This window comes from Photobacterium sp. GB-1, assembly GCF_003026165.1.
Taxonomy (GTDB): domain Bacteria; phylum Pseudomonadota; class Gammaproteobacteria; order Enterobacterales; family Vibrionaceae; genus Photobacterium.
This window is the reverse complement of record NZ_PYOB01000003.1, coordinates 98468-110879: the sequence shown is the minus strand read 5'-3', so window position 1 is coordinate 110879 and position 12412 is coordinate 98468. Positions and strand designations below refer to the sequence as shown.

Here is a 12412-nt window from a genome sequence, read left to right as displayed (position 1 = left end):
TGATTAAGGGTATTGCTATAATATACTCATAACGAATTATAATGGTTTTGCTTGTCGCTTTTGTAATCACAGCAAGATTGAATATATAACTGAGTATATTATGAATAAATATTTACCCTTTATTGGCTTAACTTTATTGATTTCAGGTTGTGCGACACAGACTGTACCGCAATCAGAACCACAAGTGATCACAAAAATCGTAAAACAAGATACGGCGCCAGTAGAAAAAAAAGGATATGACGATGGTTGTAAAAATGCCATGGAAGCGCAGTTTTTACCATCCAAAGAAATAGTAAATAGCTACGATACCGTAAATAGAGCAGCTTACCTAAAAGGCTGGGAAAAAGGTTATAAACAATGTGTTATTGGTTTAGGTCCAGTCAGAATCAATAGTTCTATGCCTGCGGGTCAAACAAAATAATATTGACAATCAGGGGCTATATTTAATTAGCCCCTATCTTAGCTGTGTTAAATCAATCACGACATAACATTTGCTTGTTCTTCTATTCGCTGAACTAAGCCTACTGGCAGTTTTAATGCTTGGGCTAATGCGTCAAGATAAGCACGCTCTAAGAAATGATCGACATCAATAGCCAATAATGTAACTAAATAAACTTCAGAAGCTTGCTCTAAGCCACTAACTTGCGCCGCAATGACTTGGGGATCTAACGGTGCATTTAGCCAACGAACAATCACAGTTTCAACATCATGGCTGATCCCATTTTCAATCATCCATTGTGCTATCGCTGTTTTTTCTTGCTCGTCAATATGACCATCAGCTTTTGCTGCAAAAATCATAGCTTGAACTAACAAGTCTTGGTTTGTTCTTAATTGGGTATTTGGGGAAATCGCTTGCTGTGAGTCCATTGCCGTATTAGAAGCATGTGATGACTCTTGTGACCATTTCTTATAAGCCTGATAAGCGACAGTGCCAATCACAGCAGTACCACCAACTAAGGCAGCTTTACCACCATATTTTTTGGCTAATTTACGACTTTTCTTATTGCCTAATAATGCACCAACAACCCCACCGGCTGTCGCTCCTTTTAATAAATCAGAGGTACTTGAACTAGATGTGGTTTTTCCCTTATCCATATAATTACTAGCTTGATTTATTAGCTGATCGAATAAACCTTTCATCGTCATTCTCCATAAAAAGGGCATATATTAATACTATGGAAAAACAGATTAATTAAACAGCTTTAAAGCGTAAATCAATGTAAATTAGCCACTTTATTCACACAGACAATTGAATAATAACAACCAATAGATACCATTAATAACATTATTATGTATCTATTAAGCATAAAAAAACGCTCTAAAATAAGAGCGTTAATATAAATTCAATCTGGTTCAATAAATAGATTAAACGGTATAAAGAACTTTAATCACATGCCAACCAAACTTAGTCTTTACAGGTTCTGGAATTAATCCGCGTAAGTTATTATTTTTCTTTTTTAACGCTTCACTGGTACTGATTGCTTTACCAGAAAAGACCGCTTTATCAAACTGCGGCACCATTGCACCTTTACGGAACTCACCAAGATCTCCCCCTTTTTTACCCGACGGGCACGTTGAGTGTTTCTTAGCAAGATCTTGAAACTTTGCACCCTTTTTAAGCTGTTCTAGAATATCATCAGCCAATTCTTTGTGTTTCACTAAAATATGAAGTGCATGTGCGCTAGAAGCCATCGTGGGTTACCTATTTCATTACTTTTTATTGCGCAATTTTGCGATAAATGCCGTAAACTAGCAAGCTATTCACTAAATTTGAATAAAATTTAAAAACACCATTCATGCAATACTTATTCTACTATAACGGGATCATAATTTTCGAATAAAAGCTTAAAAATTTAACGACTTATGAGCATTACACACGTTATCATAGTCGTCTCATTCACTTTCCATTCATGGTTGTTACGTTACAATTATAAATATGAAAATACGTCATAGATATTTATATATAGTCGGGCTTCTCGGATCGTTGACTTTCTGTGCATTAGCAACGCCGATAACCCACGATGAAGAGCATCACGATGATGTAATGACAGCTGTCGAGAAAGGATTAATCAAGCCTTATTCAGCCCTTCAACATAAAGTCTCTCAACAGTTATCAGCACGTATAATTAAAGTAGAGCTCAACGAAGACAATGGTGAGTGGATCTATGAACTAAAGCTTATTGATAATCAAAACAATATAATAAAAGTTGAATATCAAGCTCAATCTTTACAAATGTTAAATATCAAAGGACGACATTTAGAAAATGTCATCAGGGCTCCAAAATGAAAATTCTTGTCGTAGAAGACGAAGTAACTTTAGGCGAACAAATTATCGCTGGTTTAGAACAAAGCGGTTGGGTGGCAGAGCTTTCTTGTGATGGTATTGATGCCCTCTATCGTGCAACATCAGAACCTTGGGATGCTATTGTTTTAGATTTGGGTCTTCCTAAACTTGATGGTATTACCGTATTAAAAGGTATTCGTGAAGAAAATGTAAACTGCCCTGTCGTTATTTTAAGTGCACGTAATGAACTCACACAACGTGTCGATGGCTTAAATGCAGGCGCTGATGATTATCTAACCAAACCCTTTCAGATGGTGGAATTAGTCGCTCGTGTTAGAGCGCAACTTCGCCGTTCTACAGGTAATGCCTCTCCTGTTATTCAAGCTGGTAATTTAAGCCTTGATACACGTACTTCCAAGGTGACTTGGGAAGGCCAACTCATTGATCTTACAGCACTTGAATTCAAAGTGTTATCTTATCTTATGCATAACACTGATAAGGTTATTTCACGTACAGAATTAGTGGAACATATCTATAAGCAAGATTTTGATCGTGATTCCAACACAATTGAAGTCTTCATTGGTCGTATACGTCGAAAAATTGGCAATGACGTAATAAAAACAGTTCGCGGTCTTGGATATCGGATTAATGCGAATTAATATGCGGAAAAAAGGCCAGCCAAGTATTCGTAATCGCCTATTAAGCGCTTCTGCAATATGGCTATTAGCGATCACACTCACGGCTGGTTATCTTGTGCCAAGCTTTATTAAAAGCTACCTTATTGACCAAGAAAAAACCCAGCTTTATTTATACCTTGATCAAATTACAGCGCTTGTCGATATTGATGCGCATGGTCGTGTATTTCTTGATGGTCGATTATCAAACCCGCGATTTAACTCCCCTTATAGCGGTTTGTATTGGTCACTCAAACTCAACAAACAACATCTACGTTCACGCTCGTTATGGGACACCACCATTTCAGGGAATAGCGAAGAGGGTTTTGAAGGTCCTAATAAACAATCCTTAATCGTGGTTAAACGTAAATTCCTACTGCCTGATAGTGATTATCCAGTAGAACTATCCGTTGCCGTCAATCAGGATCGATTACTCAAGACCTTGCAACAACTAACGCGAGGTTTATGGTTAATTTTAACCATTATGGCAATTGGTATTCTCACACTTACCACGCTACAAGTCAGCTGGTCACTGTGGCCTCTACGTAAATTGCGTCGAAATTTAAAGCTAGTGCGAGAAGGACATTCTACAGAACTAACTGGATTATATCCTGTTGAAATACAACCGGTTATTGATGATTTAAATGCCTTACTCTTCCACTATCAAGAGCTACTATTACGTGCACGTAATCATTCAGGGAATTTATCTCACGCACTTAAAACACCCATCGCTATTTTGAATAATGAAGTCGCGTTACTCGATGAACCAACAAAAGCCAAGCTAGTACCCGCTCTCCAGCAGTTACAACAGCACATCGATTATCATTTAGGTCGTGCTCGTATGGCTGGCGCTGTGAATATCCTAGCGGCAAAAACCGCCGTTTCTAGTCGAGTGGATGCGATCTCCTTAGCCATGGATAAAGTCTACGCAAATCGAGAGCTGATCTTAGTTAACGAGCTTGATAGCAGTGTGATGGTTGCAGTAGAAAGCCGTGATCTTGATGAAATGATCGGTAACTTAATCGAAAACAGCTATAAATGGGCTAACTCTTTGATTCGCGTCTACCAAGAGTCGAACCAATCAGGTCAAATTACCCTTGTCATTGAAGATGACGGCATTGGTATTGCAGAAGAAAAATGCAAGCAAGTACTTCACCGTGGAGTACGGTTAGATGAAAATACCCCTGGAACAGGGCTTGGATTAAACATCGTGAATGAACTAGCGCATAGCTATCGTGGTGATTTAATTTTAAGTAAAAGCCAGCGCGGCGGTTTGAAAGCAAGCCTCATTTTACCTAAACCTAGAAACTGAATAAAACCCTGCTAGTTACTAGCAGGGTTAAACACACTCATATCGCAAAATCACAAATTGCCCCACCAAACCATTCAACAAGATTGATGATAGTTATAAATCACGCATTAAGATTTCATAATCTTCTTGCGCCGATTCAATAAGGTGTTCGAGCTCTTTCGCGTCTTGGTTGCTAAGATCTAGTTGCCAATTGACTTTTGATTCAACTCGGCAGACTAATAATGTTTTTGTTCCGGTCTTGCTAAACCATAATTGCGAGAATTCAGCTTCTTTCTCTGCATTATCCTCAAGAATATTAACGCGTAACTTACCCGTTGGGATTACGCTAATATGAGCATGCCGCTGAACTTTACCAAGTAAGGTAAAATCACGTTGTTCCACTAACATCACATCATCCTCCTAGTGTGGCCGTACTCAGAGTCTCTTCAATAATTGCATAATAAACAACCAACTATTAAAGTGTAGATGCTTTACAGAATATGTTTTATGCGAATGCCGTATTAATATAACTATCAAACATTCTGTTTTAAACATAGTGTCATCATATGCTTAATAACAAGGATCTACGACTATAGAAACCAAATAGTACACAGTGATATAGTGAATAAAACAGAATAGGAAGTTGATAATAAATGATAGATTTTCGTTCAGATACGGTAACTCGCCCTTCTCCCGCAATGCGTCAAGCGATGTCCCAAGCACTTGTGGGTGACGATGTTTATAGCGACGATCCAACCGTTAATGATTTAGAGCTTTTTGCTGCGGAACGCCATGGATTTGAAGCCGCACTTTTTTGTAGTTCTGGCACTCAAGCTAATTTACTGGCATTAATGGCACACTGTGAACGTGGAGATGAATATTTATGTGGTCAACAGGCACATAATTATAAATTCGAAGGTGGCGGTGCAGCCGTTTTAGGTTCGATCCAACCTCAACCGATAGAAAATGCCGCTGATGGCACACTTCCTTTCGAAAAATTGATAGCAGCAATTAAACCAGACGATCCTCATTTTGCCCGCACAACACTTTTAAGCCTCGAGAACACCATCAATGGTAAAGTGTTACCGCTCACCTACCTTCAACAAGCGCGTGAATTTGTTGAACAACATAACCTAAAACTTCACCTTGATGGGGCGCGTGTTTATAACGCAGCCACCGCACTTAATGTCGATATTACAGAAATTGTTCAATATTTTGATTCTTTCACCATTTGTTTATCAAAAGGTTTAGGAGCGCCAATTGGGTCGCTATTACTGGGTGATAAAGCACTAATAGCCAGAGCCCGTCGCTGGCGTAAGGTTCTTGGTGGCGGCATGCGCCAAGCAGGAATCATTGCCGCTGCGGGTAAAATTGCACTGACTGAAAACACAGGTCGTTTAGTCGATGACCATTCCAATGCTAAATACTTAGCGGAACAATTAAATACAGTGAATGGTTTTGAAGTAAACACGAGTCACGTACAAACAAATATCTTATTTGCAAAAGTCGATAGTAAGATAGATCAAACCCAATTGGCGACCACATTAAAAGCACAAAACATTTTGATCTCAACTGGAAACCCATTGCGATTTGTCACTCATTTAGACATTACAAAAGACGATATTGATATTTTTATCTCTGCATTAAAAGCCGCTGTTTGATCTTTCACCTCCCCCCCACACAACATTACAATGTGATCTTGTGTGGGCTTTTCTTTTTTATCTCTGTTATTGCTGCCATATGGAATCTTTTCACAAATAATAATTACCCTTGTGGTATATATTTTTGCGACACTCAACTTTTACATGATTTTTTGATACCTGCCTCACTTTCTTTAACTTGAACCTTTGCAACCCTCTTCTTGCTCCTTTAATTTGTTTAAATATTAATGATAATCACTTTCATTATCATGTAGTTTTATTTTTGCAGGGAGAGCATCATGGAACAAGCGTTTCATTCAGACCCAATACTGAAAGTACGTGATCTCGAAGTCACCTACATTACAGACAATGGCGACTTTAAAGCCGTAAAATCAGTAAATTTTGATATAGGTAAAAGTGAAATATTCGGCTTAGCGGGTGAATCGGGATGTGGTAAAAGTACTATCGCTTTTGCTATTAATCGCTTACACAAGCCGCCAGCACTTATCACAAAAGGCAGTATTGAATACAACGGTACAAACCTTATCGCATTAACTGAACAACAAATGGGCGTTGTTCGCTGGAAAGACATTGCAATGGTATTCCAAAGTGCAATGAACTCATTAAATCCCGTACTCCCTATTCAAGAGCAATTTGCTGATGTAATGCGCCACCACCTTGGCTACAGCAATGAACAAGCAAAAGAACGTGCCGAAAAGCTGTTAGATCTGGTTAATATCCCTCGCGAACGTTTATCCGAGTATCCACACCAATTTAGTGGTGGTATGCGTCAAAGGCTCGTTATTGCGATAGCGCTATGCCTCAACCCAAAACTCATTGTTATGGACGAACCAACCACGGCGCTTGATGTTGTTGTTCAACGTGAGATTTTGCAGCAAATATATCAACTACGTAAAGAATTCGATTTCTCTGTGTTATTTATTACTCACGATCTTGCGCTTATGAGTCAACTTTGTGATCGCATTGCCGTAATGCGATACGGTGAAATTGTTGAAGTCAATCAAGCACGTGAAATACGTAACAATCCTCAACACCCATACACCCAAAAGTTATGGGCATCATTCCCTAACATTCATGAAGACGCCCCACACGTTTCTATCTCAGCAGAGGAAATATCGTAATGGAACAACCAATTATTGAATTAAATAATGTGGTGAAAGAGTTCACTGCTGGCGGTGGTTTTGGTTCGACTGAAATCTTTCGTGCTCTCGATAATATCAGCTTTAAGCTCTATAAGGGGCGCACTTTAGCGCTTGTTGGTGAATCCGGCTGTGGTAAAAGTACCTGTGCAAAGCTCATTACTAAAGTTCACGGCGTAACGGAAGGTGAAATTTTATTTAAAGGCGATAATGTCGATACTATTCGTAAACGTAAAGATGTATTAAATTATCGCGGTAAAGTCCAAATGGTATTCCAAGACCCATTTGGATCGTTAAATCCCACTCATACTATTCGCCATCACCTTACTCGCCCACTGTTAATTCATAAACAAGTAAAGGGTAAAGACGCAATAGAGCAGCGTTTAAATGAACTAATGGAATTGGTTGAGTTACCGATTGAAGATCTTGATAAATACCCCCATCAGCTCAGTGGTGGTCAACGTCAACGTGTGAACCTAGCGCGCGCAATTGGTGTGGGTGCTGAAATCATCCTCGCCGATGAACCCACCTCAATGCTTGATGTTTCTATTCGATTAGGCGTGTTGAACCTAATGAAAGAAATGAAAGATAAAATTGGTATTGGCTTTTTATACATTACGCATGACTTAGCTACTGCACATTATATCGCAGAAGAAACCGCTGTAATGTACCGTGGTCGTATTGTTGAATGGGGAGACACTCGCTCTATTTTACGTAACCCACAGCACCCTTATACTAAATTATTAATCTCTGCAGTGCCCGATCCTGATCTACCCTTTAATAAACTCGTGGATTCAGAACCCGATTATTCACAGAGCGCCGATAAGATCCGTGCAATAAGTTTGAAGTCTGTTTCAGGACATCGCCAAGTTGCTGACAATCACTTTGTAGCAAACTGGGATGAATCAGAAGTCAACGCACTTAAAGAGGAAAAAATCGCATGATGACACTTCACTGCTGGTTAGAATCAGTTAAAGGGTGGTACCAACCCAACCATAACCATGATTTTTCAGAGTTGGTTACTCTCATTCAGCAAACGCCTAGCAGCATGATGGATGAATTAGACAATGAGACTGGCAGTGAAGCTTTAGCCTACTGGCTAGATGCGTGTTTTCGCTTAACTAAATATTATCAACATCAAGGCTATAACGAGCAGGCATTTGGTTACATTCAACTTTCTTATGCCAAACTTCAAGCCGTGGTATGTGATGCCAGTTATAGCGCAGAGCTAAAGCGTTGGAGCTTAAAAAAGCTAGATCGAATCATTGTTGCTATGGTGGAGTTTTGCCAACATCAAACCGATCCTCAATGGCAGCAAGAAAGTGTCCAACTCATTAACCTACATGTCGCTTTTATGGAATCACAGCAGCATTTGAATTTAAAATATTCGGCAAAAAATTAAATCCCATCCGGAACCTAAAAACGAGTATATATTCACTTTCCACCTAGAAAAGTGAATATTGCTCTTTTTTTCTTTATCTATCAAAATATTACAGTCAACAATACTTTTTAACCACAAATATTTAAACAAAAAATTATCGTATAACGATAATTTTTTATTGCTTATCTCTAGTTTAGTCTCTATCCTTGCCTCATCAACTTAAGAGGTAATACATGTCTAATATCCAAAAGCAAAGTAAAAGAGCTCGTTTACTGTTTCAACTATTTTTCGTTTTAACACCTATATTAGTTTGCTATTTTTGGCTAACCATTGATACGCCATATGCCTATTTAACGAACACTGGAATAGTACAAACATCGTATGATGATTTACACAACATTACTCAAGTGCCATTAACACTCACAACAAGACTCATCGCAACGTTAGCTAGCCTCATTTATTGCTCAATTATCATGTATGCTTTAACAAAGTTAATTAAACTCTTCCGTAATTATGAAAATAACAATATCTTTACCTTAGAAAATGCAACTATTTATCAAAAACTTGGCTATAGCATATTTTATTGGGTCGGTGGCTCAATATTCTATCAACCAATTATGACGCTCATACTTAGCTTCAATAATCCACCAGGACAGAGAATGATCGCTATTAGTTTTTTGGGTATAGATTTTATCACCATTATTATGGGACTAATCGTATTGATAATTTCATGGGTAATGAAAGAAGCTTATATTCTTGCGGATGAACAAAACTTAACCATTTAAGAGCCGACGATGACAATACGTATTAACTTAGATGTCATGATGGCTAAACGCAAAATGCGATTAAAAGCATTGGCTCAAGCTATGGAGATGACAGAGGCAAACTTATCTATTCTTAAAAACGGTAAAGCGAAGGCAGTACGCTTTTCAACCTTAGATAAGTTATGTGAATTACTTGAATGCCAACCTGGTGATATTCTCGAATTTGAAGAAAATCACAACGATAATTAAATAAAATAAGTAGGCGTTATTTAACGCCTACTTGTGATTTTCACTTCAAAACGTAATGGCATCACTTAGTGTCTTGGTTTTACCCACACCGATTTAAAATCAAACCAACCTAATTGATTAGACGCCATCCCTTCCAATTCACCGTTACCATCAACACCTAACCACGCGTGGAATAAGGGTAATACTTGGCCTGAATTGACCAATAAGTTCTGAATCTCTTCTAATGGAAATTCAGGCGTAATATTCATCCGCCAATTATCTATGAGGATCTCAAGTTGCGAGAATGCTTGAGGTGGCATAGCGCGTTCAATTTGTTCAAAGTTATATAGCCACGGCAATATCGCATCGGCTCTATCACTCCCAAGACTCATGCCATTTAACCAGAGATCTATTTTATCGGCTTGTTTGCCTTGCATTATCTCTTCAAAAGCAATTTCAATCACTTTAAGCGTAATACCGTCATTCGCTAATATTTCAGCTATCAATTCAGCCATATAAGGATAAATAGGATGTTCTTGTTGATAGGCCAGTGTCACAGAGCGTTTAGTCGTTGGCACAACAATATCGTGTGGGTAATCCGTTGCACAAACCCATCCTGGTAATAAGCCATAGGCATTAATCATCTTAAAGTTAGAGACTTTATTAAGATCTAAATGACGCATAATACTCAAGCTGTTTAAACGAGATTGAAAATAATCTAACCAAACTTTTTGTTGAGCTAAGCCTTTATTTTTATTTAATAATAAATAATTACAGCCTTGATCTAAGCTTAGCTTATTAGATACGGTTGCACTTTGTGTCTGCGCTAACTCTAGTGATGGCTTTAAATAACAAGCAGAAAAACCCGTTAAAATCCAAATTTCCACCACGTCTGTTAAGGCACGAAAACCAAAATACATATCAAATGCTTCAAGTTTTAAACGCTGCTTATCATTAATCGTGACTTTATAAGGCCCCGTACCGACAGGAAATGCGGTTGCATCAGAGCGACGATGATCCTTTGCAGGCTGAATAACAGCACTGATATTCGCGAGTAAAGCAGGAAGGTGAAAATCATCCCGTTTTAAATACACATCTATCGTATTAGCAAAGGGCGAAATAACATCATCAATATGCTTAAACAATGCTTGCTGTTTCAATTCCTTAAACGTTTGAATAATATCATCGCTTTCAAGTAACCGCCCATCATGAAAACGGATTGCTGGACGAATATGAAAACGCCAATGTCTTACCGAGATCATTTCCCAAGCATGAGCAATATCAGGTTCAACTTCCCCTTTTTCCTCATTAAATTGGGTTAAGCCACTGAAAATTTGTCTAACAAGGTGTTGTTCAGAGCGGCGAAGCGGCTTGAGAGGATTAAGATTACCGAAGCTACGGTAATAAGGTAGTCGCACAATTTGCCTACCATGAACATGCGAAATACCCAATTGCTCATGGATCAATTGCACCAGTTTTTCAGCATTATTATCTAACACAGACAAGGCTGTTTCTAGTTTGCCATCCGTCACTAACTTACGCGCTTGCATAAATTGTAACTCACTGTCAGTGCTATTAAATATTAAGCGTGATTGCTTTCCGCGCCCAACGGCAGGTTGCCAATCGATCCAGCCTTTATCGACCATCTTATTGATGACCATGCGAACATTACGACGCGTACAAAATAAAACTTCTGAAATATCATGAAGATTAGTCTCAGTATTCCTACCTGAGAAATGGTTGTACAGACGCTGGAATTGCAATTTTAATCGTTGACCGCTCATAAAGAGGAAACCTTTTTTCCTATATTGTTCTCTTTTAACTTCCTCATTTTAGCGTAAAAATATAACAGTCGATATGAAAACAGGTTTTGCTCTACTTACAGTGTGATACCTATTGAAATATTGATGAGTCTACAAAGCCATTTGTAGCTTAATGAACATTAACTTAGGCTCTTTCCCCCAAAAGAGTTTATTTACCCTGAGTGCTCATTAATTTAAGTCCGACCTAATACAGAACGTGTTAGGTTGGACTTTCCCTGTATTCTTTTATTGTCATTAGATTGATAAATACCGTGTTTATGCTGGTGATAAGTTAACTAAAAAAAGAATACGATGAATAAACTAAAACGCTATCAATATGAACAATATGCGATTTTATGTCAGCTGGCTTACCCTGATGATTTTGATCATACCCAATATGGTTTTTTACCTGAGGGCAGAGAAGAAATTGTCGATCGCTGGGGACGCACTATTATTCGTATTTTATGGGGCGAGAGTAAAGAAGTCGTCTTAGTCTTTAAAGGGTCGCAAAACATATGGGATTGGCTACTCAACCTTGCATGTTTCCCGAAAAAAATCGAATCACAACCTAAGCCATATTACGTTCATTGGGGTTATCATTATCTAATACATCAAAAAAGCATAAAACGTAACTATGCTTTTCATCAATGCCATCCAGATTTAAGCGATAGCCAAAAGCTCGATATCTTTCAAGCATCATATTTAACCTCACACCGCAATCAATCGAACTACAACGAAATCATTAAACAGATCCAAGCCGTAATAAAACCCTTAATTGAATCCGGTAAGCACATTAGCTTAACTGGTCACTCGTCTGGTGGTGCAATGGCGGTACTCAGTGCTGACTACTTACACCAATATTATCCAAATGCAATAAAGCGTGTAGTCACTTTTGGGCAGCCAGCAACAGGGTTTTGGAGTTTTAAAAAACACTACCCATTGCATCAACAAACCTACCGTATCTGTTGTGATCTAGATATTGTCACCTTTCTGCCCGCGATTCCTTTTATGCATTGGCACGTTGGGCAAATGCTCTGGTTGCACAACGGTAAAATATATCAAAACATTCCCACCATCATACGATTATCACGATCAATAATAAGTTGGATCATGCGCCCTTTTAGTTATCACTTCATGCAAAAGTATATTCGTAATAAAGACTTTTTTGATAAGCGCTGATCCAACGTC

The 12412-nt window shown here is 38.4% G+C and carries 15 protein-coding genes; 11 read left to right on the top strand and 4 right to left on the bottom strand.

The features are described 5' to 3' along the window. The first annotated feature begins 100 nt into the window (after window positions 1-100). Window positions 101-421 carry a hypothetical protein gene (locus C9J45_RS04845; protein WP_107206926.1) on the top strand — a complete coding sequence of 107 codons (321 nt, stop codon included), beginning with the start codon at window positions 101-103 and terminating at the stop codon, window positions 419-421. Window positions 422-477: 56 nt separating this feature from the next. Here the strand turns inward: C9J45_RS04845 and C9J45_RS04840 are convergent, their stop codons facing one another. Together C9J45_RS04840 and C9J45_RS04835 are read right to left on the bottom strand one after the other, a co-directional pair. Beyond that, the gene (locus C9J45_RS04840) at window positions 478-1140 is read right to left on the bottom strand and encodes a tellurite resistance TerB family protein (RefSeq protein WP_107247291.1); all 663 of its coding nucleotides are present in this window, start codon (window positions 1138-1140) and stop codon (window positions 478-480) included. 225 nt (window positions 1141-1365) lie between these two features. After that, window positions 1366-1692 carry a peptidylprolyl isomerase gene (locus tag C9J45_RS04835; protein ID WP_107206924.1) on the bottom strand — a complete coding sequence of 109 codons (327 nt, stop codon included), beginning with the start codon at window positions 1690-1692 and terminating at the stop codon, window positions 1366-1368. 352 nt (window positions 1693-2044) lie between these two features. Here C9J45_RS04835 and C9J45_RS04830 point away from each other — a divergent pair, with 352 nt between their 5' ends. The 3 genes from C9J45_RS04830 to C9J45_RS04820 are packed head-to-tail and all read left to right on the top strand — an operon-like array spanning window position 2045 to window position 4270. Continuing rightward, window positions 2045-2287, top strand: coding sequence for a PepSY domain-containing protein (locus C9J45_RS04830; protein ID WP_233217632.1), 243 nt, complete (start codon window positions 2045-2047; stop codon window positions 2285-2287). After that, window positions 2284-2943 (top strand): response regulator transcription factor, encoded by a 660-nt coding sequence (locus C9J45_RS04825; protein WP_107206922.1) that lies wholly within the window; start codon window positions 2284-2286, stop codon window positions 2941-2943. Before C9J45_RS04830 ends, C9J45_RS04825 begins: the two co-directional genes overlap by 4 nt. Beyond that, window positions 2933-4270, top strand: a complete 1338-nt coding sequence (locus C9J45_RS04820; RefSeq protein ID WP_107206921.1) for a sensor histidine kinase — start codon at window positions 2933-2935, stop codon at window positions 4268-4270. The genes C9J45_RS04825 and C9J45_RS04820 overlap by 11 nt, the downstream gene beginning before the upstream one ends. A gap of 93 nt (window positions 4271-4363) precedes the next feature. Here C9J45_RS04820 and C9J45_RS04815 read toward each other — a convergent pair whose 3' ends face one another. Further along, window positions 4364-4657 (bottom strand): hypothetical protein, encoded by a 294-nt coding sequence (locus C9J45_RS04815; protein ID WP_107292235.1) that lies wholly within the window; start codon window positions 4655-4657, stop codon window positions 4364-4366. Between the two features lie 245 nt (window positions 4658-4902). Here C9J45_RS04815 and ltaE point away from each other — a divergent pair, with 245 nt between their 5' ends. The 6 genes from ltaE (at window position 4903) to C9J45_RS04785 (ending at window position 9443) form a co-directional block, all read left to right on the top strand. Then, complete coding sequence (gene ltaE / locus C9J45_RS04810) at window positions 4903-5910, top strand: low-specificity L-threonine aldolase (RefSeq protein ID WP_107287913.1); 1008 nt, start codon at window positions 4903-4905, stop codon at window positions 5908-5910. A 278-nt stretch (window positions 5911-6188) separates the two neighbouring features. Continuing rightward, window positions 6189-7031: an ABC transporter ATP-binding protein gene (locus tag C9J45_RS04805; RefSeq protein WP_107206918.1), complete on the top strand. Its 843-nt coding sequence runs from the start codon at window positions 6189-6191 to the stop codon at window positions 7029-7031. After that, window positions 7031-7993: an ABC transporter ATP-binding protein gene (locus tag C9J45_RS04800; RefSeq protein ID WP_107287915.1), complete on the top strand. Its 963-nt coding sequence runs from the start codon at window positions 7031-7033 to the stop codon at window positions 7991-7993. The genes C9J45_RS04805 and C9J45_RS04800 overlap by 1 nt, the downstream gene beginning before the upstream one ends. Further along, complete coding sequence (locus tag C9J45_RS04795) at window positions 7990-8451, top strand: hypothetical protein (RefSeq protein ID WP_107206916.1); 462 nt, start codon at window positions 7990-7992, stop codon at window positions 8449-8451. The genes C9J45_RS04800 and C9J45_RS04795 overlap by 4 nt, the downstream gene beginning before the upstream one ends. Before the next feature lie 212 nt (window positions 8452-8663). Next, the gene (locus C9J45_RS04790; protein WP_107206915.1) at window positions 8664-9215 is read left to right on the top strand and encodes a DUF2975 domain-containing protein; all 552 of its coding nucleotides are present in this window, start codon (window positions 8664-8666) and stop codon (window positions 9213-9215) included. A gap of 9 nt (window positions 9216-9224) precedes the next feature. Then, window positions 9225-9443, top strand: coding sequence for a helix-turn-helix transcriptional regulator (locus tag C9J45_RS04785; RefSeq protein ID WP_005364730.1), 219 nt, complete (start codon window positions 9225-9227; stop codon window positions 9441-9443). 65 nt (window positions 9444-9508) lie between these two features. On the opposite strand, the gene C9J45_RS04780 is transcribed toward C9J45_RS04785, so the two are convergent. Next, the gene (locus tag C9J45_RS04780) at window positions 9509-11206 is read right to left on the bottom strand and encodes an SgrR family transcriptional regulator (protein ID WP_107292234.1); all 1698 of its coding nucleotides are present in this window, start codon (window positions 11204-11206) and stop codon (window positions 9509-9511) included. A gap of 330 nt (window positions 11207-11536) precedes the next feature. Between C9J45_RS04780 and C9J45_RS04775 the strand changes: the two genes are divergently transcribed. Further along, window positions 11537-12403, top strand: a complete 867-nt coding sequence (locus C9J45_RS04775; RefSeq protein WP_107206913.1) for a DUF2974 domain-containing protein — start codon at window positions 11537-11539, stop codon at window positions 12401-12403. Window positions 12404-12412 lie beyond the last annotated feature (9 nt).

Bases quoted from the DNA above. Each gene is read 5' to 3' on its own strand.
- C9J45_RS04845 (WP_107206926.1), top strand. From the start codon at position 101: ATGAATAAATATTTACCCTTTATTGGCTTAACTTTATTGATTTCAGGT.
- C9J45_RS04840 (WP_107247291.1), bottom strand. From the start codon at position 1,140: ATGAAAGGTTTATTCGATCAGCTAATAAATCAAGCTAGTAATTATATG.
- C9J45_RS04835 (WP_107206924.1), bottom strand. From the start codon at position 1,692: ATGGCTTCTAGCGCACATGCACTTCATATTTTAGTGAAACACAAAGAA.
- C9J45_RS04830 (WP_233217632.1), top strand. From the start codon at position 2,045: ATGACAGCTGTCGAGAAAGGATTAATCAAGCCTTATTCAGCCCTTCAA.
- C9J45_RS04825 (WP_107206922.1), top strand. From the start codon at position 2,284: ATGAAAATTCTTGTCGTAGAAGACGAAGTAACTTTAGGCGAACAAATT.
- C9J45_RS04820 (WP_107206921.1), top strand. From the start codon at position 2,933: ATGCGAATTAATATGCGGAAAAAAGGCCAGCCAAGTATTCGTAATCGC.
- C9J45_RS04815 (WP_107292235.1), bottom strand. From the start codon at position 4,657: ATGTTAGTGGAACAACGTGATTTTACCTTACTTGGTAAAGTTCAGCGG.
- ltaE (WP_107287913.1), top strand. From the start codon at position 4,903: ATGATAGATTTTCGTTCAGATACGGTAACTCGCCCTTCTCCCGCAATG.
- C9J45_RS04805 (WP_107206918.1), top strand. From the start codon at position 6,189: ATGGAACAAGCGTTTCATTCAGACCCAATACTGAAAGTACGTGATCTC.
- C9J45_RS04800 (WP_107287915.1), top strand. From the start codon at position 7,031: ATGGAACAACCAATTATTGAATTAAATAATGTGGTGAAAGAGTTCACT.
- C9J45_RS04795 (WP_107206916.1), top strand. From the start codon at position 7,990: ATGATGACACTTCACTGCTGGTTAGAATCAGTTAAAGGGTGGTACCAA.
- C9J45_RS04790 (WP_107206915.1), top strand. From the start codon at position 8,664: ATGTCTAATATCCAAAAGCAAAGTAAAAGAGCTCGTTTACTGTTTCAA.
- C9J45_RS04785 (WP_005364730.1), top strand. From the start codon at position 9,225: ATGACAATACGTATTAACTTAGATGTCATGATGGCTAAACGCAAAATG.
- C9J45_RS04780 (WP_107292234.1), bottom strand. From the start codon at position 11,206: ATGAGCGGTCAACGATTAAAATTGCAATTCCAGCGTCTGTACAACCAT.
- C9J45_RS04775 (WP_107206913.1), top strand. From the start codon at position 11,537: ATGAATAAACTAAAACGCTATCAATATGAACAATATGCGATTTTATGT.